Here is a 22,351-nt window from a genome sequence, read left to right on the forward strand (position 1 = left end):
GCCCTTCATGCCTCTAGGATGGATTTTACCACGCGCGCGGGGTTTCCGGCGACCACCGTATCCTCCGCAACGTCCTTGGTCACGACCGAACCGGCGGCGACGATGGCGCGGGCGCCAATGCTGAGCCCCCGCATGACGAACGCGCCCGCGCCGATCCAGGCATCGTCATTGATCGTGACCGGACGCTCGTCGAGGTCCAGCTTGCGCGGATGGCCGCGGGTGAACATCTCCTGGATCTGGTTGTGCCGCACCACCGGATCGACCGGATGGGTCAAATTGTCGAAGATGTTGACGCCGTGCGCGATCAGCACCCGGTTTCCGATCCGCACCGATGCCGCCGACCAGATCCGCGTGTGCTCGCCGACGTAGCACCATGAGCCGATCTCGATCAGCCCGCCATGCGCGAATGTCAGCAGCTCGCCGCGGATGATGCTGTGATCGCCGATCACGATGCAATCATTGTCGCCGCGGATGTTGCGGATCCGCGCGGTCGGCATCAGCTTCGCCTCCGCGCCGAGCCGACAGGTCGCGCGCCCAAGACACCGCTGCAGCCAATAGTCGCGATTCATTTGATCATCTCGATGCAGGCGATGGCGCGAGCGCAGCCCGCCTTGTCGTCGAGCCGGCCGCGTCCGCTGTGCGGATCGAACGCGGTGGCGTCGGCGACGTCGGCCTGCGAGGCCCGCCGCCAGCCGGCCTTGTCATAGGCGAAGAATTCGAGGTCGTAGGACGACGGCCCGAACGCGTCGATCAGCGCCTGGATCATCCCGCTGTCGAACAGCTGAAACCACTTGAAATTGTCGTAACGCCCGTACGGCACGGTGATCAGGCAGCGGCCGCCGGGCGCGATGATGCGGCTGAACTCCCTGACGGCGTCGACGAAGCCGTGCCGGTTCATTTCCGACTTCGCGGGGTCGTTGGTGTAGAGCATCGTGTTGTCGAGCCCGACATGCTCGAGCGTCGAGATGCTGATGATGGTGTCGAAGGCGCCGTCCGCGAAGCTGGTCTTGCGAAAATCCCCGAACACGTAGGAATAGCCGTCGTACCAGTAGCAGCGCTTCTCCGGCGCCAGCGTCATGATGGTCATGTGCGCCTTGCGCAGCGGATCGCGGCTGAGGATGTAGTCGTGGTTCAGTGTCGAGCCCGCATCCAGCATCCGGCCGAGCTTGACGCCGTGGCGGCGCAGCCGGTCGAACAGCCAGGGATATTCGACCACGCGTTCGTCGATGCCGACCCCGAAACCGTCCGGAAGCGGGCGTCCGGCCTGCACGGCCGCGCCGTCCACCGCGCTCTCGATGCTCGCCTTCTTGCGTGTGTAGTAGCCGAACGACCATGGCTGGCGCCCGCGCAATTGATAGAGCGGCGTCGCCGCCGCGTCGGCGATCTCCTTGATCCTGAAAACCAGACCGTCAACGTGCATGCCCACTCCTAGAGGCGCCCCAAAAGTTGCTCAAATAGAGCCCACTGGCGCTCTTTGCTATACAAATCTCTGACCGCAGCCCGCCCCTTCTCGGCCCTCGCCTTCAATTCGTCCCAGCCGCACAGGCAGTTTTCGACCTGGACCTGGCAATCATTGCCGTTCTGATAGGTCGCGATCGTCTCGCCGTCCCGCATCCCCTCGGGATAGTTCCCGGCATCCGAGACCAGCAGCGCGCCGCAGCCCATCGACTCGAAGCAGCGCATGTTGCCGCGATCATGGCCGGCCATGTCGATCGCGCCGTTGAGCACGATCTTGGCCGACCCGAACAGCGCGTAGAGATCCCGGCCGAACACCGGCGGCCGCGCGATGCGGGCGATGGCGTCGGGGCGGCGGTGCTTTCCGAGCGGCAGCAGCCGGCCGATCGCGCTCTCGGCGAGCCGGGTCAGGCGCGAGGCATCGAGGCAGAACACGATCTTGTGCCGGGCGGACAGGTCGGCGACCTGTTCCAGCGTCCTGCCCCGCGCGCTGTGATGCCGCGAATAGCCGCCGACGAACGCCACATCGATCGGCCGCTCGCCCTGGCCGTATTCGTCCATCACCGGATCGACCGCGGGGAAGAACAACTCGGCCCGGCAGCCCTTGCTGCGCCATGACTCCAGGATCGACGGAAAATTGCCGAGCACCGCGCCATAGGCGGTGAGATCGGCATTGCCTGACGGCGCGGCGCGCCAGGCCAACGTCGTCTTCACGCAGGCCGGCAGCCTGGCGACGAACGCGCTCGGGTAGCGCACCGGATCGAGATTGTAGAACACCTCGGTCCGGTGATGCTCGATCTGCGCGAGCAGGATCGCCTCTGATGTCGGCGTGCCCGACATGCCCTGCGCGCGCGCCCACTGCCGCTGCAGCACCTCGTCGTCGCCATTGGTGAAGAACGCGTCGGGCGAGCCCTCGAGCACGGGCTTGAGGAAATGCGGCGCGCCGAAGCGGTCGTGCAGGAACACGTCGCGGCGCGCCTCGAAACGCGTTGCGTTCGCGGCCAGCTGGTTCAGGCGCGGCAGATAGGACGGATAGAGGCCGCTATTCTGGAACAGGCGCATCGCTCACGCGTACCTTGCCAGCATCCATTTCATGTTCAGATACGGCCAGATCCGGCCGACGCTCTCCCAATCCCAACTCTGCTGTGCCGTCAAGCGGCCGACGGTCTGGCGCAGCGGCGCTTCGTCGACGATCTCGGCAAAGGCCGGAACCTTGCGGTCGAGCAGTTCGGCGGTCCAGCCCGCAAGCGGCCCGTTCAGCCATTCCGGCATCGGCGAGTTGAAGCCGACCTTGCGGCGCGCGGTGCGAATGCTCTCGGGCATCAGCTTCTCCATCGCCCGCCGCGCCACCACCTTGGTGATGCCGTCGGCCGCCTTGCTGGTCTCCGGCAACGCCATCGTGTAGGTCACCAGCCGCCAGTCCATGAACGGCATGCGCACCTCGATGCCATGCGCCATCGACAGCCGGTCGAAGTTGCGCAGGATGGTCGGCAGCGTGGTCGAGTGGAACATGCGGTAGAGCCGCCGGTTCAACGCGCCCCAGCCGCTCGGCAATTCGTCATCCTCGGCGACCAGCGGCAGCGCCGCCGGAATGCCGGCAAGCCCGCCGCGCAGGAAATAGTGGCCCTGGCGGCGGATCATCTGCGCCCGCAGCAGGTCGACGCCGCGCTGCGCGAGCGGGACGCGCGAGGTGAGCGCGGCGGCGGCGTTGCGGATCCGGAATGCGGCCGACTGGCCCTCCTGCATGTAGGCGCCCATCAGCTCGTCGGCGCCGTGGCCATCGAGCGACACCGTGACGTTCTGGCGGCGCAGCTCGCGATAGATCATCCAGGCCGCGCTCGGCAGCCCGATATAGACGTCGTCATTGTCGTCGAGGATGCGGTCGATATCGGACAGCGCATCGTTGCGCCCGATCTCCAGGAACGTCGGCTTGACCTCGGCCCAGGCCGCCGCCTCTTCGGCCGCCGGCCGCTCGTCGTTGCTGGCGCCCGGAAAGGTCGCGACAAAGGCGTGGCGCCAGGCCGTCGAGTCGCGCGGTCCCATGCCGGCCTTCTCGTGCGAGGACATCGCGCAGATCACCGCTGATGAATCGAAGCCGCCGGACAGGCAGGTTCCGATCGGAACGTCGCTGCGCATGCGCAAGGCAACCGCATCCTGGAACAGTTCGCGGAAGCGCGCCACGCGGTCGGCTTCATCGCGCGGCACCTCGGGCAGGCGGTCCACGGTGCGCCACCAGCGGCGCACCTCGACGCGTCCGTTGCGCAGCCACATGCAGTGGCCGCCCTGCAGCCGGCGCACCTGCCGGAACAGGCTGCGCTCGCTGCCTTCGATCCCAAACGGATCGAGCAGCAGGCGCCGCGCCACGTCGACGTCGATGGCCGCATCGACCAACCCGCTGCGCGCCAGCGCGCGCTGTTCGGACGCGAACACGAAGCGCTCGGACGACAGCGCATATTGCAGCGGCTTGATGCCGAAATGATCGCGCGCCAGGAACAATTCGTCCGTGGTGGTGTCGTAGATCGCCAGCGCCCACTCGCCGTTGAAGCGCGCCAGCATGTCCTCGCCCCAGGCCTGCCAGGCGGCCAGGATCACCTCGGTGTCGGACTGGCTGCGGAACGTCGCGCCCTTGGTCTCGAGCTCGCGGCGCAGTTCGAGGAAGTTGTAGATCTCGCCATTATAGACGATGACGTGACGGCCATCGCCCGACGTCATCGGTTGCCGGCCGCCCTCGGTCGGATCGATCACCGCGAGCCGGCGGTGGCCGAAAGCGAGGTTGCGGCGGGCATTGAACCAGCTGCCCTCACCGAACGGACCGCGATGCGCGATCAGGCCGCGCAGCCGTTCGATCTCGGCCGGCTCGACCGGATTGCCGCGAAGATTGACGATGCCTGCGATCCCGCACATGTCTAGACGGCCTTCAACGGCAAGAAGCGAACGACGATGGCGCGGAGGTCCCGCCAGCAGACGGCGCGATAGGGTCCAAGTTGGGAAGCGGCGACGGCAGCAACGAAGATCGCCGCCGCCGACACCGCGTAGAGCGACACCACATACCACCATGATGGCGCCTGGTCGAATGCGGCATAGCCGAGCCAGCCGCGCAGCGCCAGCGCAACCGCGATCCCGACGCCGAGCGGAAGCAGGACAAAATGCGCGACGCGCGACCAGATGCCCGGAAGGTTGAAGGTCCGCCGCAGCAGGAACACCGTGGTCAGCATCTGCGCGACCATGCCGACGCAGGAGCTCCAGCCGGCCGCCTGCCAGCCGAAATACGGCAGCGCGACGGCGCTGGTCGCCAGCGTGAAGACGCCGGTCAGCAACGAGATCAGCGCGTTGGAGCTGGAGCGCCCCTGCGACAGCAGATAGAACGCAAACACATTGGCGCTGGAGCCGAGGATGCCGCTGATCGACAGCACCACCAGCACCAGCTCGGCGGCAGCCGCCACCTCCGCGCCGGTCCATCGATGGAGCAGCGCGCCGGCGACCGGGATCACGCCGCCCAGCGCGCTCGCGGCGAGCACGTTGAGGATCCAGGACGAGCGCAGCAACAGGTCGACCTTGCGGTCGTCGGCCTCCTTCTGCAGCGTGCTGAAGAACGGGAACAGGATCTCGCCGATCTTCAGCACGCCGATATAGACCGCCTCCTCCAGCCGCTGCGCGACGCTGTAGAAGCCGACGAATTGCGGCTGCAGCAACGCGCCGAGCAGATAGCGGTCGGCCTGCCCGGCAAACAGCGCGCCGCTCTGCGCCGCGAGCTGCCAACCGCCCAGCCTGACCAGTGCATGCAGCGCGGCGCGATCGAGCGCAGGCGGCGCCAGCCACTCGCCGATCGTGCGCCGCGACCAGTACACGGCCATCACGAGATTGGTGACAAAGCCCAGCGCCTGGCAGCCGAGGAAGGTCGAGGCGCGCGGCGAAAGCGGGATCAGCAGCAGCGTCGCCAGCGCCGCCACCAGCGTGCCGGCGATGCTGATCGCGGCGATCCGCCGATAATCCTGCCGCGCCGTGAACAACGCCAGGAACACCGCGAACACGCACTGCGACAGCCAGCCCGCGCTGGCCAGCGCAAAGGCCAGCTCCAGGTCGACGGCGGCAGGTCCGCCGAGATGAAATCCAAGCCGTGCCAGCGGTGCGGCGGCGAAGCCGAGCAGCGCCGCGATCAGGCCGCCGACGGCGATGGCGAGCAGCAGCGCGGTCGCGAAGAACCGCCGCGCCTCGTCGCGATCGGCGGGCGCCAGCCGCTGCGCGAGCTCGCGCGCGGTCGAGAGCCCCAGCGCGCTGCTGAACATCAGCGCCGGCGCAACGCAGGCGGTGACGAGGCCCGCGACGCCGAACGCGGGCAGCCCGAGGCGGAAGATCACGAACGGCAGGATCGCGAGGTTGGGCAGCACTGCGACCGCAAAGGCGATCGCATTCCATGCCGAGTTACCGAGCAGATCGGACGGACCCTTTTTCAACGCCATCCTCTTCTCAACCATGCCAGCTTCAGGGTGTTTTCCACCGAAGTGGCCACCGGTTCACGTAAGGAAAACGCGTCAAAACAACAATCCAAAGCGGCGTTCCGCTTGGAACGGTCCTCTGCGGCGACCGCCCGGGTACACGTCAAGTGCCTCTTCAATCAAGGCAAAACCCCTTTTGAGGCGGAACGGGCTAGCAGCCGGCGCGGCGATTGTCGAGGTCGGTCGAGCGGCTCCTGGCTTAGGTCACGTACGAATAGGCGGCTGTTGCCCGATTGGGGGCGGTGGTGGTACTAGGGCGCGCAGGGGAATGGCACTTTGAAACGACTTGGCTATTTGGACTCGATCAGAGGTGTAGCGGCGCTGCTGGTCGCCATTGCTCATCTCGCGCTGGTCGATGATGCCTTGGGGTTCGAAATCAAGTACGTGGGGGTTCTCCGCGCACCGGATTTCGCCGTGGACCTATTCTTCGTCCTTAGCGGCTTCGTGCTTTTCTATCAATTGCAGACAGAGCGGCCCAGCTATCTGGTGTTCGTTGCACGCCGATTCCTGCGATTATTCCCGCCTTGCATCATTGCTGTATTGGCATCGTATGCAATCTACCTGCATCTGGCCCCCGCCGCGATCCAACATCTGACTCCCTGGTTCAGGGAAGTGAGTTGGCCCCCAGGCATCACGTTCGACCAGTTTCTGGTCCATCTGACCCTGAGCAACCCCCTGAACCTCCTGTTGCCGCCACTTTGGAGCTTGGTCTACGAGTGGCGGGTCTCAATCGTTTTCCCGCTGGTCGTCGTGGCGTTCTTGAATGCTCCGAAGCTCGTCTCGGTCGTCGTCCTCGGCCTCACGGTCATGGTGGCCGAAACCTCGTTTTGGCAGCAGAGCCAATTTGACTGGATACTCTCGACGACGTTTTACGGATCATTTTTCCTGGCCGGCGCGGCTATCGCGCGATACCAAACCGCCATTACTGATTTCCTCGGCCGCTGGGCAGTACTGCGTTACGCGATCTTCGCGACCGTATTCTATTGGGTCAGCGTCAAACCGCAGATGTCCGGCTATGAGAACTATCTGAGGATGGGAGTCATGGCGGCACTCTTCATTGCCGCCACGGTTTCGGACCCACTGCTGCAAGCAGTCCTCTCGGTTCGGCCGCTGCTCTTCTTGGGTCGGATTTCTTATTCACTCTACCTATGGCACTTCATCGTCATCGGGGTGCTTTTCAGAGCGCTCGACGGGTTCAATCCAGTGTTGATCGCAGCGCTGTGCTTGATCGTGAGCGTCTTGGTTGCTGTTCTAATGCATCGGCTCGTCGAGGTTCCATCCATCAAGATGGGACGCGCTGTATCTCGTTGGCGGCCCGCAGTCGCCTAGCGACCCGCGAACACGGCGAGCCCGGGAACCAGTCGATGGGAAACGTATTCTGCGCAGCCGGTCCGCGCGGCGATCGTCGAGGGTTACCGGCGTCCTCTCCTGCGGGCGCCAATTGGCCGTTGATTCTGCGCCCGGAAACCGCCTATCTGACGTCATCCTCGAGGCGATTCCGCCGCCATCTCAAAGGCCTGAAAGCAGCACCGTGGCCATCGATCCGATTCCGTTCAACCGGCCCCACGTCACCGGGAACGAGCTTGACCACATCGCCGAGGTGCAGCGCGCCTTGCATCTGTCCGGCGACGGCAGTTTCACGGCGCGTTGCCATCGTTGGATCGAGCAGCAGACCGGCTGCGCCAAGGCACTGCTGACCCATTCCTGCTCGTCCGCACTCGACATGTCGGCGCTGCTGCTCGACATCGCGCCCGGCGACGAGATCATCATGCCGTCGTTCACCTTCGTCTCGACCGCGAATGCGTTCGTGCTGCGAGGCGGCGTGCCGGTATTCGTCGACATTCGCGAGGATACGCTCAACCTCGACGAACGGTTGATCGAGGCCGCGGTCACGCCGCGCACCCGCGCGATCGCGCCGGTGCATTATGCCGGCGTCGGCTGCGAGATGGACACGATCATGACGATCGCGCGACGCCACGGGCTCGCGGTCGTCGAGGACGCGGCCCAGGGGGTCGGCGCCGACTACAAGGGCCGCGCGCTCGGCGCGATCGGCGATCTCGGCAGCTTCAGCTTCCACGAAACCAAGAACGTGATCTCGGGCGAAGGCGGCGCGCTGCTGGTCAATGACGGCGCGCTGGCGCAGCGCGCCGAAATCATCCGCGAGAAGGGCACCGACCGCGCCCGCTTCTACCGCGGCGAGATCGACAAATACACCTGGCAGGATGTCGGCTCATCCTATTTGCCGAGCGAGATCATCGCCGCGTTCCTGTGGGCGCAGCTCGAACAGGTCGAGCGTATCACCCGCGAACGGCGCGCGCTGTGGCAACGCTATCATGCCGGGCTCGAGGCGCTGGAGAGCCGCGGCCTGCTGCGCCGGCCGATCGTGCCTGCGGACTGCAGCCACAACGGCCATCTCTATTACGTGCTGCTGGCGGACGGCATCGATCGCCAGGCGGTGCTGCGGAAACTGAAGGACAATGGCGTCGCTTCCGTCTTCCACTACGTGCCGCTGCATTCGTCGCCGGCCGGCCTGCGCTTCGGACGCGCCGACGGCGAGCTGCCGCTGACGACACGGCTGTCCGAACGCCTGATCAGATTGCCGATGTGGGTCGGGCTCAGCGAAAGCCAGCAGCAGCGCGTCTGCGAGTTGCTTGGCACGATCCTCGCCGCGTAAACGCCTGCGTTACAGCCCGTCCGACTCGCCGTTCTTCGGCGTCGAGCGCGGCGTGAACGGCGCGTAGGAGCCGTCGAGCGCGCCGGGCACCAGCTGCGGCTGCGGCACCGCCAAGCCGGCCACGGGTGGCAGCGGCGGGCCACCTAACGGCGCCATCCCTGCCCCCTCCGGGCGTTGCAACGCCAGAACCTCGCTGCGGCCGGCTCTCTCGAAGGTGACCTCGCGGCCCTGCACGGCGCTGAGCTGCCATCCGGCATGGGTATCGCCCTGGCGCAGGCGAATGGTCTTCTGCGTCGTGCGGTCGAGGAACACCGCGATGGCGTCGTTGTCACCGACCACAGCCCCGATCAACGCCAGCGCCGGACGCTCGGGCTCGGCGGCGACCGGCGCCGGCGCGGCGACGGGTTCGACCGGCGGTCCGGCCACCGCACCCTGCGGCGGCCGCCGCGAGGCCGAGAAGAGCGGCCGGCCGACGGTCGCGGTCAGCGCCGACAGCGGCACCGACCACAGCGGATTGCCGCTCGGCAGCGGCTTGGCCGGTTCCCGAACCGGTTCCGCCAGCGGCTTCAGGCCACCGACGTCGACGGAATCGGAACCATCGCGTTCGACGGGCAGCACGTCGATCGTCGACGTCGTCGCGGCCCATAGCTGCGGGCCAACGCCGACCGACATCGTCGCACCGAGCAACACCAGGACCGACAATTTTGGCCGCTTGACCATTCTGATTCAGATACCTGCCGTGCATGCGGCCGCGCCGCAATCAATCGGTCGCAGCCTATCCGGCGGGCCCCATTCCAGCAACCGCAACGACACTACTTGCCGCCCTGCCACTGGCCGGAGACGCCGAGCACGACGCGGATGCGGCTCGAGCCGCCGGCCTCGCCGGTCGCGGTCAGCTGCGGCACCTGGACGTCGAGCTGATCGACGAACAGGAAGGGCATGCCGACCTCGAGGTCGTACAGCACCTTTTGCAGCGCCGGCTGCTCCATCTCGCAGCTGACGACGAGACCGACGAAGCCGTCCTTGGCCTGGGTGCCGAGCACGTCGACCTGCGAGGACTGCACGGTGCCGCCGACATTGCCGACCGCGCTGGCCACCCGCTGCAGCAGCGCCGCGCCCGCGACCGTCACCGTCGGCCCCTCCAGGAACGGCGTGCCCGGATGCTCCGCCGACAGCGCAGCCGGGTTGCGCGGCTTGCGTCCACGCAACTGTTCGAGCAGGTCGGAGGTCTGCGCCAGCGCGCGCTGGTGATCGAGGATGCCGGCGATCGCGAGCCCGCTTGCGGCGACCAGTCCGCCGAGCACCGCGAGATAGAGCACCACCGCGATCAGCGGCGACTGCGCCAGCGCGCGCGTGATGATGTTGCCCGCCGCGCTCATGGCGTCCCCGCGCTGAGCGTGCTCTTCGGCTCGACCCGCGTCTCGATATGGAAGCGCTCGCCGGGATCGGACGGCGCGCGGGTGGTCGGCGCGTAGAAGGTGGCGCGGGTGAAGTGCCGCGACTGCTCGATCAGCGGGATCAGCGACGGCGCGTCGCTGGTGATGCCGGAGATCTGCAGCTTGTTGCCGGCGAGATGCAGCTCGGTGACGTAAGTGTGGTCGGGCAGCACCCGGCTCAGCATTTCCAGCACGATCACGCTCGCCGGCGTCTCGTATTTGCGCCGCTCCAGCGCGGCGAGCGGCGAGCGGTCGCCGCCCTCGCCACCGGCACGGATCGCGGCGCGCCGTGCCGAGATCTGCCGCGCCACTTCCTCCTCCTGCGCGCCGAGGCTGCTGCCGACATAGGTGGAGACGGCGGTCGAGAGCACCGCGATCACGGCGGCGGCGCCGAGCACCAGCTGCAGCGCACGGCCGAGCCGCACCGCGTCGAGATGGCCGCGCGCGCTCTGCTCGAATACCTTGACACGGTCGGCACGGCCCTCGACGTCGGTGCAGACCGCAACCGCCGACGGATGGAAGACGGCGACCGCCTGGGTGTAGCCGGTCGCCACCTTGCGGGTGGTCGCGGCGATCATGGTGCTGATGGTGTCGCCGTTGCCGGCCACCGGCGCGGTGCAGCCGAACACGGCCTCGGCCGCGGTCCACGGCGTCAGCCGATCGATCTGCGCGCGCACGATGCCGTCGACGAAGTCAGCCGCGCGCGCCGGCAGCTCCAGCGGCCGGAACAGGAAGCGCTTCGGCTGCAGCACGATCTCGACCCGCTTGCCGCGGAACAGCGGACCGAGATTGGGCGCTTCCAGCGCACCGTCGGCGAACGCGACGCGCGACGGCAGGTTGTCGGCCTTGGCGGTGGTCTCGACGGCAAAGCCGCCGTCGTCGGCCTCGACCAGGCGGACCACCCGCGGCGAGACGATGCGGTTGATGCACCCGATGATGGCGCCCGCGACGCTTCCGGTCCAGGCGCTCAGGATCGCACCGAAGCTCGAAACCAGGCTCATCTCGAAGAGGTCCTTTGCGGCGCCGTGCTGCCGTCGGAATTGTTGCGCCACGACAATACACGATAGGGCTCATCGCCGCTTTCGAGAAGCAGGATCACCACCTCGCTGCCGCGCCGCCGGCCGTCGCCGAGCTCGGCCTCGACGGAGATGCGATAGGCCTTCGACGCGGCGAGCGTGGTGCCCTCGCCGCCGGTCATGCCGATCAGGACGCGCGGATCGACCGTGGGATCGGCGCGCTGCGCCAGCACCGATTGCAGCGTCTCCGGCGTCATGTTCGGCAGCGCCGCCAGCACCTGCGGCGCGGCGTCGCGCACATTGACCTGCGCCAGATTGCTGAACACGGTGACGAAGGGCAGCATCCGCTCGATCACGGTTGCGGGGATGCCGTTGACCAGCCACAGCTCCTCCGGCACGGGGAACGGCGCGTGGCGCGGCGCATAGGCAAGGCCGGCGGCCTTGTAGAATGCGGTCTCGGGGTCGTTCTCGCCGAGCTCGGTCGGCGCCCGCCAGGCCAGGATACGGTCGGCATAGGAAGCGGCATTGTCGGCGCCGACGCCGAGCCCGATCATCAGGCCGGCGAGCAGGCCCTTCGGCGCGCCGTTGAGATCGACCCGTGCGGCCTCGGAGCGGAAGGTCACGAACACCCGGCCGGGACCGACCCGGGCGTTGAAGGTTCCGCTGGTCGGCCGCTCGTTCTCGTTGGCGCCGGAGAGCCGCAGCGCCGTCAGCTCGAGGCCGGCGGTGACCATCGCTTCGGCCTGGACCCGGTCGGTGCTGCTGGCGACGATCACAGCGGTGTTGGTGACATAGGTCAGATAGATCAGCACCAGCGCCGCCAGCGAAGCGAGGATCCACAGCACCGCGATCACGATGAAGCCGCGCTGCGCGCGCGGCGGTCGCGCCGTATCGTGAGCAGCTTCCATCACAGCTGCTCCTCCTTCTTGTCCGCGGCGGGATTGCTGCGCCCGGCGAGGCAGGTCACGGCGTTCTTGGCGCGGGCGCAATCCGCTGGCGCGTTGACATGCACGATCGCGGCGCTGGAAACCGCCAGCACCTGTCCCGTGGTGGCGTCGCGCACGGAGACGCGGACCATGTTCGGCAGCTGGGTCTGGCCACTCCAGGTCGGCTGCCAGACCTGGTCCAGCCCGGCATAGGCGAAGCTGACGCGGTACGGCGCGCGGACCAGCACCACCTGATCGGCGAAGCGGATCTGCGCATCCGATGGCATCGGGCGGAACGGCGCGCGCTCGCGCACCAGCGCGAGCCCGTCGGCGTCGGCTTTCTCGATCAGGCGGATGATCTCGAGGCCGGGACGGCTGCTGGGCCCGACCGCGGTGCGCACGAAGGTGACGGAAAGCTCGCCGCCCTCGAACAGCGGCCGCTTGGCGTCGCCGCTGATCGGCACCATCTCGGCGACCGCAAGATCGGCGAGCGCACGCTCCAGCCCGATCGCCAGCCGCTCGGCGCGCTGCACATGGGCCATGCCGCGGTTCCAGTTCGGCAGCCATTGCGCAGTGACAGTGGCGAGCCCGGCCAGGATCACCGTCATCAGCAGCGTCGCCAGCAGCACTTCGAGCAGCGTGAAGCCGGCCTCGTCGCGCCAGGAGTTACGCTGTGTCCGCTGCCGTCTCATTCGGCCACCTTCGGCACCAGGCGGACGGTGGTGACCTGGATCTGCGCCCCGCCCGGCCCCTGCATCCGCATGTTGACCGCCAGCGGCACGAACCGGCTCGGCGGCGTGTCGGGCGCGGCATTGATCGGCGCGACGTCGATGCGCCAGCGATGGCCGGCGAGCGTGCCGTTCTGCCGTCCGACCTTCAGCGCATTGCGCGGCGGCAGCGCGGCGAGCACGCTCTCGGCGGCGCCGCTCAACGCCAGCTTCTGGTCGATCGCGCGGGTGCCGCGCACCGTGGTGCCGATCACCGAGCCGATCGCGCCCAGCACGGCCGCGATGATCGCCAGCGCCACCAGCGCCTCGATCAGCGTGAAGCCTCGAGAGCGTTTTCGAGCGAAGTGGGCACCGGTTCGCGCGAAGAAAACGCGTCCAAAAAAACCAATCGAGCCCGGTTCTGATGTCACCAGAACCGAACGGGCTCGCTCAGAGCAGCTTTTGCTTCTGCGCGACAATGTCCACACCTCCGGTCAGCCAGTTGACGCGGACCTCGTACGTCATGCCGGGCCGCGCCAGCGCGATGGCGCCGCCGCAGGACATGCCGGTCGGAAAGAAATCGATCGAGCGGCCGGCGCTGCGGTCGGCGCAGCGCGTCGCCAAGGTCGCGCCGACGGTGACGTCGCTCGGCAGCCGCACGATGCGACCGGTGGCGCCGGAGCGGATCGCCCGCGCCTCGGCATCGACCAGCGTCGTGATCTGAACCTGCCGGCGCAGCGCGGCGCTGCGGTCGGCCTTGAGCAGCGCCGCGGTCTCGACCGCATAGCTCTCCAGCCGCGCCCGCGTGGTGGCGCGCGGAATCGACGGCAGGATGATCGCGGCCAACATGCCGGTGATCGCCAGCACGCAGAGGATCTCGATCAGCGCGAAACCCGCCTCGCCCTGCGCGGCCTCAGCGCGCGGCGCTGGTGATGTCAGCTGCCGTGCCACTGCCGCCTTCCTGGCCGTCCGATCCGAGCGAGATGATGTCATAGGGCGCGCGCTGGCCGGGCGCGCGGTAGATGTAGCCGTGGCCCCAGGGATCGTTGGGCACGACGCCGCCGCGCAGATACGGGCCGTTCCAGCCCGGCGCATTGTTGCTGCGGGTCAGCGCGGCCAGCCCCTCATTGCTGCTCGGATAGCGGCCGAGGTCGAGATAATAGAGGTCGAGCGCGCTGGAGAAGCTCTCGATCTGGATCTTCGCCGCCTTGGACTTGGACTCGCCGAGATAGTTCAGCACCCGCGGCCCGACCAGCGCCATGATCAGGCCGATGATGGTGATGACCACGAGCATCTCGACCAGCGTGAAGCCCGCTTCGGATCTGCGCCGGCGGCGCGCCGGCCTGCTCTGAAACATCTTCATCTTGAACAACCTCAATTAACGATCTGGCTGACCGACATCAGCGCAGTCATGACAGACACAATCAAGCCTCCGACCACGACGCTGATCACGATGATCGCGGCCGGACCGGCAATACCGACCACGCGATCCAGCGTGCGCTGCAGCTTGGCCTCGTAGAACTCCGCGACCCGGCCGGCCAGCATCGGCAACTGGCCGGTCTCGTCGCCGAGCCGCAGCATGCGCACCGCCATCGCCGGCAATGCCTCGGTGGCGGCCAGCGCGTCCGACAATTTTGCGCCATGCCGGACCCGGTCGGTGGCGTCGGTCCACACCGCCGACGAGCCGATCGAGGCCATCATGTCGACCAGGATGCGCAGCGTCGTCGTCAAATTGACGCCGCTGCCAAGCAACAGGCCGAGGTTCCGGCAGAACAGCGCGGTGCGATAATATTTCATCACCTCGCGGATCGCCGGCAGCCGCGTCAGCGCGGTCATCAAGCCGCGGCGCACCCGCTCCTGCCTGAGCAGCATCCAGGCGCTCAGCAGCACCACGACGAGGATCGCCAGCACGGTGTCGGAGTTGGCGCGCAGGAAGGTCGAGAGGTTGAGGAAGCCGAGGATGAACGGATCCACCTTGGCGCCGAAATCCTGCAAGATGCTGGCGAACTGCGGCAGCACGAATGTGAGGAAGAACAGCAGCACGCAGCTCGCCGCGCCGAGCACGAACAGCGGATAGCGCACGGCATCGCCGAGCCGGCGCTTCAGCGCCTCGGTGCGGGTGCGCTCGTCGGCCAGCACCTCGAGCACCTGGTCGAGCGAGCCGGAGGCCTCGCCGACCCGGATCAGCGCGACATACATCGGCGGAAACAGGCCCTGGTGCCGCGCCAGCGCCTCGGCAAAGCTCTCGCCGGCCACCACGCGGGCGCGAATGTCGGCGACCACCGGCCGCAGCCGGCCGAAATCGCGGTCGGCGGCGAGCAGCTCGAGCCCGTCATTGATCCGCGCGCCGGCGCGCAGCAGCAGCGCGAGGTCGCGGGTGAAGATCGTGACGTCCTCGGGCTTCGGCGTGTTGAACAGGCTGAAGGCGCGGCGCCCCTCGCCGCCCTGCTCCAGCGTGACACTGTCGACCAGCACGAGGCCGAGCCGCTCGATCCGCGCCGCGACGTCGCCGGGCGCGGGCGCGGCGATTGCGCCCGAGACCAGCTCGCCTTCGGAATTCATCGCGCGGTAGCGGTAATTCGGCATGCCATCACCGCACTGTCGTGACGCGGAATACCTCGGGCACGGTGGTGACACCGGCCCGGCACTTGGCGACGGCGTCGGCCAGCATCGTGGTCATGCCGCCGGTCATCGCCGCCTGATCGATCGAATGCGAGTCGGTCTGCGGCCCGACCAGCTTGCGCACGCCCTCGCTCATTTCGAGGATCTCGAACACGCCGTTGCGGCCGCGATAGCCGGTGCCGCCGCAGCGCTCGCAGCCGCCGGCCTCGTGCACCACCTCGCCGGCGGCAAAACCGATCATGCCAAAGCGCGGATCGTTGGCGACGTCGGTGGCGGACAACGTGTGCGGCATCTTGCAGCGGTCGCACAGCACGCGCACCAGCCGCTGCGCCACCACCGCGCGCAGCGTCGAGCGCAGCAGAAAACTCTCGACGCCGAGATCGATCAGCCGCGGCACCGCGGCGGCCGCGGTCTCGGTGTGCAGCGTGGTCAGGACCAGATGGCCGGTCAGCGCGGCGTGGATCGCGATATGCGCGGTCTCGGCGTCGCGGATTTCGCCGACCATGATCACGTCGGGGTCCTGGCGGACGAAGGAGCGCATCGCGGACGCAAAGGTCAGCCCGATCGACGGCTTGACCTGCGACTGGTTGATGCCGGGGATCTCGTATTCGACCGGGTCCTCGATGGTCAGGATCTTGCGGGTCGGCTCGTTGAGGATCGAGAGCATCGTCGCCAGCGTCGTGGTCTTGCCGCTGCCGGTCGGCCCGGTCACCACGATCATGCCGTGCGGCAGCGTCAGCAGCCGCGACATGATCCGCTCGTCGCGCGCGGCAAGCCCGAGCTTGCTCATTTCAAGAAGCCCGCGGTCGCGCGGCAGCAGGCGGATCACGGCGCTCTCGCCGGCCTGGGTCGGCATCGTCGCGACGCGGACGTCGAGCTCGGCGCGGCTGACGCGAACGCGCGCGGCGCCGTCCTGCGGCAGCCGCCGCTCCGCGATGTTGAGGCCGGCCAGAATCTTCACGCGCGAGATCAGCGCCTGCGGCGGCACGCCCAATGGCGAGGGGATCGCGCGCAGCAGCCCGTCGACGCGCAGGCGGACCACGAGGCCGGTGCGGAACGGTTCGATGTGGATGTCGCTGGCGCGCAGCTCGACCGCGCGCTCGAGCAGATCGTTGAGCGCCCGCACCACCGGCGCGCCGCTGGCGAGATCGCGCAGGCTCTCGATGTCGTCGTCGGATTGCTGACTCGCGGCCCTGAGCGCGTCCTCGGCGCCGGCGCCATCGGCGTCGATGCGCTGGTCGAGCACGGTCGTGATGTCCTCATAGGAGGCAACCGCGACCTCGACCATGTCGCCGAACACGATCTCGGCGGCGCGTATAGCCGCGGTGTCCGAGGGATCGGCGACCGCGATGCGATAGCCGCCGTTCGGGGCGCGGCACGGAAACACGGTGGACTCGCGCAGGAAGCGCCGCGAGAAGCCGTCGAGGCATGGCGTCGCCGCCAGCAGCTGCGGCAGGCCGAGCCGCACCACGCCGAAATAGTCCGAGACCTCGTCGGCGAACTCGGCGGCGGACAGATCGCTCGCCTCCCACAATTCGCGCAGCGGACGGGTCAGGGTCGAATTGGCGGCAGGTTCGGTGCGAGCATGCACGCGTCGTGGCAGAGCGTATTTCTCGAGGAGATGCTGCCGGAAGGTCTCTGCGGACAGGTCGCGCATCGAAGTCCTACCGTTCACAATGTTACCCGAATACAACAGCTTGCACGTGCACAACCCAGCCCTTGGCGCTTGACTCTTTTAGCATCAAAAACATAATTGTGATTGCAAATTTACCAGCGTTCGAGCCGAGGTGGCTCGGACGTAATTCCAGTTTCAACAGTAGTAGTTGGTAGGCGTCTTTTGTTCAAAGTGGAGCATCCGCTTTCGCGCCTGCGTTCAGTGTTGGCTGGACCGCTCGTTCTATTTTTGTCCGCGTTCGCGCTGACCGCCTGCATCGTCACCGCCGACCAATCGATCGAGACCAATCCGAAGGATCCTCGCGCGCAGGATATCGTCGAGAAAGTGAATTCGATCGACCTCTTGCCCCGTCAGACTACGGATACGCAAACTGGCGGGTTGCGCCAGCAGAACGCCTCGCGTCCGGCGATCTATCTCAGCGACGGCACGCCCGCGGGCGGAGCGCTCGCCGAGCGCGACGGCGGCGGCAACGGCTACGACCTCAACTTTGAAAATGCGCCGGTTGCGACCGTGGCAAAGGTCATTCTGGGCGACGTTTTGCAGGTCGGCTACACCATCGACCCGCGGGTGCAGGGCACCGTCACGCTGGCCTCGGTGCGACCTGTGCCAAAGCAGGACGCGATCTACGTTCTGGAGAACGCGCTCAAAATGTCCGGCGTCGCGCTGGTGCGCGACCGCGGCGGCAGCTACCGCCTGCTGCCCGCGGCCGAAGCCGGTCCCGGCAGCATCGACCGTGCCGGCATCGAGGCGGGCCAGGGCATCAGCGTGGTGCCGCTGCGCTACACCTCGGCGCAGACCATGTTCAAGCTGCTCGATGGTTTCGGCGTCAAGGCCACCACCTTGCGGCCGGACAACGGCCGCAACACCCTGATCGTCACCGGCAGCGGCTCGGAGCGCGCCGCGGCGGTCGACACCATCATGAGCTTCGACGCCGACTGGATGCGCGGACAGTCGGTCGGCATCTTCCCGGTGCGCAACTCCTCGCCCGAGCCGCTGATCGCCGAGCTCGAGAAGATCATGGATACCGGCGACGGCGGCCTCAGCAGCAACGTCGTCAAGCTGCAGGCGATCAACCGCCTCAACGCCATCCTCGTGGTCAGCCAGAAGCCGGAATATCTGAAGCGCGCCGGCACCTGGATCGCGCGGCTCGACCGCTCCGATACTGAGGCGGTCAATCTGAAATCCTATCCGCTGCGCTACGGCAATTCGCGCGTGGTGGTGGCGATGCTCAACGAGATGCTGGTGGCGCCCGGCACCGGCTCGTCCAATCTGCTCGACAACGGCCCCAACCAGATCGCGCCGGGCTCGGGGGTGTCGCTGTCGTCCTCATCGCCGACCTCATCCTCATCGTCCCCCTTCAGCAACCCGGTCGCCTCGCTCAGCGCGCTGCCGACCGCGGGCGCCGGCGCATCGACGCCGGTCACCGGCGTGGGCGGCGGCTCGCTGAGTGCGCGCCCTGCCACCGCACCCGCCGCCGATCAGACGCCCAGCAACGCCGCCGGCCCGGGCGGCAAGCCCGGCGGCCCGAGCTTCCTGCCCAACGTGCGCATCACCGCCGACGTCACCAACAATGCGGTGCTGGTCTATGCCAATGCGGAGTCGCAGCGCATCGTCGAGCAGACCATCCGCCAGATCGACCGGCCGCAGCGCCAGGTCGCGATCGAAGCGACGATCGCCGAAGTCACGCTGAACAACGATTTGAACTACGGCGTGCAGTTCTTCCTCGCGAGCAAGCAAGGCTCGATGGTCAACACGCTCTCGAACGGATCGAGCACCTCGACCAATGCGGTCGAGCCGCCCAACAACGCGGTCAACGCCGCGGCGGGCGCCCTGATGGGACGCGTGCTGCCCGGCTTCAATCTCCTGGTCGGCGCCGAGAACTCGCCGCGCGTCATCCTCGACGCGCTGCACGGCATCACCGACGTCAAGGTGCTATCCAATCCCTCGCTGGTGGTGCTCGACAACCAGGCGGCGACCCTGCAGGTCGGCGACCAGGTGCCGTTTTCGACCGGCACCGCGACGGTGCTCACCGCCAACAACACGGTGGTCAACACCATCGACTACAAGAACACCGGCATCATCCTGCGCGTGCTGCCCCGCGCCAATGCCAATGGCAACATCGTGCTCGATATCGAGCAGGAGATCTCCAGCGTCGCCAGCGCCGGCGCCAACGGCCTGACGCCGACCATCTCGCAGCGCCGCGTCAAGAGCTCGATCGCGGTCACGTCCGGCCAGACCGTGCTGCTCGCCGGCCTGATCAGCGAGACCGAGACCAAGGGGCGGCAGGGCATTCCGGTGCTCGACCAGATCCCCGGCGTCGGCGACGCCTTCGCGCACCAGACCAACAACCGCAAGCGGACCGAGCTGATCCTGTTCATCCGCCCGACGCTGATCAGGGACAACGTCGACGCCCATGTGATCGCCGAGCAGATGCGCAGCAAGATGAACAGCCGCCTGGTCGGGACCAGCAATCCCGTCGTCGTAACGACCCCGCCCGGAACGCCTCTGCGCTAGCGCGGGGGTAAAGTCCTGGCAGCAGGCTCGCTGCACCTCTCCCGCTTGCGGGGGTCGAGACGAGCGAAGCTCGCTCTTAGGTCGGCGCGTAGCGCCGGGTGGGGCTCTCTCCACGATATGACCCGTGGAGAGAGCCCCCACCCCACCCTCCCCCGCAGGGCGGGAGAGGGAGCCCAACCACCACCCGTGATCTTGTGAAGACAGACGATCAACTCCGCCAGCTCTCCCTTACCATCCTCCTCCTCGCGGTGGTCGCGGCGAGCCTGATGGCTGCCCCTGGCCTCGACGGGGTGCTGGGCGCGCTGCTGGGCACACTGATGCTGGCGATCGCCACGACCGACGCGCAGCGCTACATCATCCCCAACGAACTTGTGGGCGCCGCGGCGGCGCTGGCGCTGCTCCGCGCCGCGGCCATGGCCCCGGACGCCGGCTGGTACGCCGCGCTGGTTGCGGCCGCACGGGGGATCGCGGTGGCGCTGCCCTTCCTCGCACTGATGGCCGGCTACCGCGCCTGGCGCGGCCGCGACGGCCTCGGGCTCGGCGACATCAAGCTGGCTGCGGTGGCCGGGGCCTGGCTCAGCCTGGTCACGGTGCTCGCCGTCATCGAAGCTGCGACCTTGGCGGCACTCGCCGCCTATATCGCCCATGGCGCCCTGCGGCGGCGAAAACTGCGAGCGACCGCGTACCTGCCGTTCGGCCTGTTCCTGGCGCCGGCGATCTGGTTCGGCTGGCTGGCCGAGGCGCTGCTGAACCAGAGTGCATACTGACCGGATTGCAAGACCGGAGCATCCCTCATAGGATCGACAGCATCGATCCGACCGCGAGGCCAAGGATGACTGGCATTGTGGAATGTGCGGTCCGCCAATCCGGTTTGGTCGACGACCTGATCGCTCACGCCGTTGCCTGCATCGAGTCGTCCGATTACTCGCCTGCCCCGTTCCCCCACATTGTTTTCCGGAACTTCTTCCCGGAAAGCTTTTATCAGGACCTCATCAGAAGCGTTCCCACCAAGGGGTACGATCCGATCACCGGCACGGGCACCCGCATGGCGCTCAGGCTCTATGGGGATCATATCAAGCACGTTGAGGAGCCGGTTCGCCCCATTTGGGAAGCTGCATCGGTGATGCTCACCTCGAAGGCAATCGAAGACGCGATCAGGAAGCGGCTTCACGACGGGCTCGAGATTCGCGCCCGGGGCGACAAGGTCGCGGACGCCCGCTCATTGAAACTGGTGGCAAAGCCCGTGCTCTACAGCGACCGCAATGGCTACCGCATCAAACCGCATCCCGACACGCGGAAAAAAGTCGTGACAATGCAGCTCTATTGTCCGCCGGATGCCAGTCAGGAAAGCCTCGGCACCACACTGTACAAGGCTTCGCTCAAGGGCCTGTTGCACGTCGGTTCATACTGCCTGGAGCCGGTGAAGACCATTCCGTTCCTGCCCAACCTCGGGTATGCCTTTGTGGTCCTGAAGGCATATCACTCGCTCAAGAACATGAGCTGGCACGGCCGCCCGCCGATCGAGACCGATCGAAATCGGATCTCCATCCTAAATACCTTCTACATAGACGAACACGTGGGCTTCTGATCGGACCTTCCGCGCTTCGGCATGACGTCTGGCCGCGGACTTTTGCTTCGGCCGCGTCAGCGAAAGTGCCGCGCCTCAATGCTCCCGCACCGGCGCCCATTCCAGCGCGCGCAGCCGGGCCTCGGCGATCTCGCCGCGCGACATCTTGCTGGTGACGGCATCGCGGATGCGCTGGCGGGCGTCGCGCGTCCGCGGCGGCGCGGCGGCCACCGAGAGATTGAGCCACTTGCTGGCCTCGACGATATCGCGCGGCACGCCCTGCCCGCGGTCATAGAGCAGGCCGAGCGAATATTGCGCCAGGCTGTCGCCCTGCTCGGCGGCGCGGCGATACCACATCGCGGCTTCGGTATGGTTTTGCGGCACGCCGCGGCCGGTCTCGAACAGGAAGCCGAGATAGGCCTGCGCGGCCGCGTTACCGCGCTCGGCCAGCGGAATGAAAATCCGCGACGCCCGCTGATAGTCCTGACGGTTGACCGCCGCGATGCCTTGGCGCAGCGACTGCGCGGATGACGGCGTCGCGATCGGCAGCGCCAATATGACAATGGCAAGACCGATGACAGCGGCAAGACGGCGCAGCCGCGGTCGCAGACGGCGTCGCGCGACTGTATCGGATACGGTGTCATCCAGTTTCGGATCGATGTCTGTCAGCTTCATCATGCCGCCCTGCCTTGCCGTCAGCGCAGCACCCTATTCTGCCGGCAACGGAGAATCCATAGCAGAGCGCGCGCGTCGGAAACCTGCGCATGGCCGCGCTGCGCCGACAGGAACCGGGCCTGCCTGCGGATCAACGTCGCCTCGCGGTCGCCCGCGGGGCATTGTCCGAAGACGCCAGCACGCGCTTTGCAACGACGCGGGCGGCGCGACGGTGCGGCAATCCGACCCGACGGGCAAGTCAGCCAAAAACCTGTCAAGCCCTCGCGCTCAAAATAATTCTGTTTACACGAACGGAAAATTATCCTATGATGCACCCGTCTCATCCGATCGAGGGGCGCTTCGCGAGTCGTCACAAGTGTTGCGGTGAGATGCGGTGGCCGCTGCGGCGCACGAGACGAACGTGCCGAAGCGGACGGTGAAATCGTGCAGGCCTGACGCCCTCGTGGCAGGTGTCTCCTCACAAGACGCAACGTCTTCGCGAGTGACGGTGACAACAAAGCCCAGTCTCGCCGGGGTGAGCACGTATAAGCCGTAAAACCATTGCGCAGGGAATGCCGGAGTGTCTCCCGCTGAACCTGTATGCTCGTG

At 67.1% G+C, this 22,351-nt stretch carries 21 protein-coding genes; 5 read left to right on the forward strand and 16 right to left on the reverse strand.

The window, feature by feature from the left end; all coding sequences use genetic code 11:
- Positions 1-5: 5 nt before the first annotated feature.
- The 5 genes from XH93_RS29160 to XH93_RS29180 are packed head-to-tail and all read right to left on the reverse strand — an operon-like array spanning position 6 to position 5,915.
- Entirely contained in the window at positions 6-569 is a 564-nt protein-coding gene (locus XH93_RS29160) for a DapH/DapD/GlmU-related protein (protein ID WP_194470128.1), read from the reverse strand.
- Positions 566-1,420, reverse strand: a complete 855-nt coding sequence (locus XH93_RS29165) for a methyltransferase domain-containing protein (protein WP_194470129.1) — start codon at positions 1,418-1,420, stop codon at positions 566-568. The genes XH93_RS29160 and XH93_RS29165 overlap by 4 nt, the downstream gene beginning before the upstream one ends.
- 8 nt (positions 1,421-1,428) lie before the next feature.
- Complete coding sequence (locus XH93_RS29170; protein WP_194470130.1) at positions 1,429-2,517, reverse strand: glycosyltransferase; 1,089 nt, start codon at positions 2,515-2,517, stop codon at positions 1,429-1,431.
- A 3-nt stretch (positions 2,518-2,520) separates the two neighbouring features.
- Positions 2,521-4,359, reverse strand: coding sequence for an asparagine synthase (glutamine-hydrolyzing) (gene asnB / locus XH93_RS29175; RefSeq protein ID WP_194470131.1), 1,839 nt, complete (start codon positions 4,357-4,359; stop codon positions 2,521-2,523).
- A gap of 2 nt (positions 4,360-4,361) precedes the next feature.
- Positions 4,362-5,915, reverse strand: coding sequence for a lipopolysaccharide biosynthesis protein (locus tag XH93_RS29180; RefSeq protein ID WP_194470132.1), 1,554 nt, complete (start codon positions 5,913-5,915; stop codon positions 4,362-4,364).
- 312 nt (positions 5,916-6,227) lie between these two features.
- On the opposite strand from XH93_RS29180, the gene XH93_RS29185 reads away from it, so the two are divergent.
- Entirely contained in the window at positions 6,228-7,280 is a 1,053-nt protein-coding gene (locus XH93_RS29185; RefSeq protein WP_194470133.1) for an acyltransferase, read from the forward strand.
- Positions 7,281-7,482: 202 nt separating this feature from the next.
- Entirely contained in the window at positions 7,483-8,625 is a 1,143-nt protein-coding gene (gene rffA, locus XH93_RS29190; protein ID WP_194470134.1) for a dTDP-4-amino-4,6-dideoxygalactose transaminase, read from the forward strand.
- Between the two features lie 9 nt (positions 8,626-8,634).
- On the opposite strand, the gene XH93_RS29195 is transcribed toward rffA, so the two are convergent.
- From XH93_RS29195 to XH93_RS29240, 10 genes are all read right to left on the reverse strand, one after another.
- A complete protein-coding gene (locus XH93_RS29195; RefSeq protein ID WP_246799321.1) occupies positions 8,635-9,345 on the reverse strand; it encodes a hypothetical protein in 711 nt (236 codons plus the stop codon).
- A gap of 92 nt (positions 9,346-9,437) precedes the next feature.
- Complete coding sequence (gene gspM / locus XH93_RS29200; RefSeq protein WP_194470135.1) at positions 9,438-10,004, reverse strand: type II secretion system protein GspM; 567 nt, start codon at positions 10,002-10,004, stop codon at positions 9,438-9,440.
- Positions 10,001-11,062, reverse strand: a complete 1,062-nt coding sequence (locus XH93_RS29205) for a PilN domain-containing protein (protein ID WP_194470136.1) — start codon at positions 11,060-11,062, stop codon at positions 10,001-10,003. The genes gspM and XH93_RS29205 overlap by 4 nt, the downstream gene beginning before the upstream one ends.
- Entirely contained in the window at positions 11,059-11,985 is a 927-nt protein-coding gene (locus XH93_RS29210; RefSeq protein WP_194470137.1) for a general secretion pathway protein GspK, read from the reverse strand. The genes XH93_RS29205 and XH93_RS29210 overlap by 4 nt, the downstream gene beginning before the upstream one ends.
- Entirely contained in the window at positions 11,985-12,695 is a 711-nt protein-coding gene (locus tag XH93_RS29215) for a prepilin-type N-terminal cleavage/methylation domain-containing protein (RefSeq protein ID WP_194470138.1), read from the reverse strand. The genes XH93_RS29210 and XH93_RS29215 overlap by 1 nt, the downstream gene beginning before the upstream one ends.
- Complete coding sequence (locus XH93_RS29220; protein ID WP_233286805.1) at positions 12,692-13,045, reverse strand: prepilin-type cleavage/methylation domain-containing protein; 354 nt, start codon at positions 13,043-13,045, stop codon at positions 12,692-12,694. Before XH93_RS29220 ends, XH93_RS29215 begins: the two co-directional genes overlap by 4 nt.
- Before the next feature lie 115 nt (positions 13,046-13,160).
- Positions 13,161-13,661, reverse strand: a complete 501-nt coding sequence (locus XH93_RS29225; protein ID WP_246799322.1) for a prepilin-type N-terminal cleavage/methylation domain-containing protein — start codon at positions 13,659-13,661, stop codon at positions 13,161-13,163.
- Positions 13,624-14,073, reverse strand: a complete 450-nt coding sequence (gene gspG / locus XH93_RS29230) for a type II secretion system major pseudopilin GspG (protein WP_139485070.1) — start codon at positions 14,071-14,073, stop codon at positions 13,624-13,626. The genes XH93_RS29225 and gspG overlap by 38 nt, the downstream gene beginning before the upstream one ends.
- 11 nt (positions 14,074-14,084) lie before the next feature.
- Positions 14,085-15,296 (reverse strand): type II secretion system F family protein, encoded by a 1,212-nt coding sequence (locus tag XH93_RS29235; RefSeq protein WP_194470140.1) that lies wholly within the window; start codon positions 15,294-15,296, stop codon positions 14,085-14,087.
- A 4-nt stretch (positions 15,297-15,300) separates the two neighbouring features.
- The gene (locus XH93_RS29240) at positions 15,301-16,989 is read right to left on the reverse strand and encodes a GspE/PulE family protein (protein WP_194470141.1); all 1,689 of its coding nucleotides are present in this window, start codon (positions 16,987-16,989) and stop codon (positions 15,301-15,303) included.
- Between the two features lie 219 nt (positions 16,990-17,208).
- Here XH93_RS29240 and gspD point away from each other — a divergent pair, with 219 nt between their 5' ends.
- The 3 genes from gspD (at position 17,209) to XH93_RS29255 (ending at position 21,109) form a co-directional block, all read left to right on the forward strand.
- Positions 17,209-19,521: a type II secretion system secretin GspD gene (gene gspD, locus XH93_RS29245; protein ID WP_246799323.1), complete on the forward strand. Its 2,313-nt coding sequence runs from the start codon at positions 17,209-17,211 to the stop codon at positions 19,519-19,521.
- Between the two features lie 194 nt (positions 19,522-19,715).
- Positions 19,716-20,288 carry an A24 family peptidase gene (locus tag XH93_RS29250; protein ID WP_246799324.1) on the forward strand — a complete coding sequence of 191 codons (573 nt, stop codon included), beginning with the start codon at positions 19,716-19,718 and terminating at the stop codon, positions 20,286-20,288.
- A gap of 65 nt (positions 20,289-20,353) precedes the next feature.
- Positions 20,354-21,109 (forward strand): hypothetical protein, encoded by a 756-nt coding sequence (locus tag XH93_RS29255; protein ID WP_194470143.1) that lies wholly within the window; start codon positions 20,354-20,356, stop codon positions 21,107-21,109.
- Positions 21,110-21,184: 75 nt separating this feature from the next.
- Here XH93_RS29255 and XH93_RS29260 read toward each other — a convergent pair whose 3' ends face one another.
- On the reverse strand, positions 21,185-21,766 hold the full coding sequence (locus XH93_RS29260) for a tetratricopeptide repeat protein (RefSeq protein ID WP_246799325.1): 582 nt from the start codon (positions 21,764-21,766) through the stop codon (positions 21,185-21,187).
- Between the last annotated feature and the right edge of the window lie 585 nt (positions 21,767-22,351).

Source organism: Bradyrhizobium sp. CCBAU 51753, assembly GCF_015291565.1.
Classification (GTDB): domain Bacteria; phylum Pseudomonadota; class Alphaproteobacteria; order Rhizobiales; family Xanthobacteraceae; genus Bradyrhizobium; species Bradyrhizobium ivorense.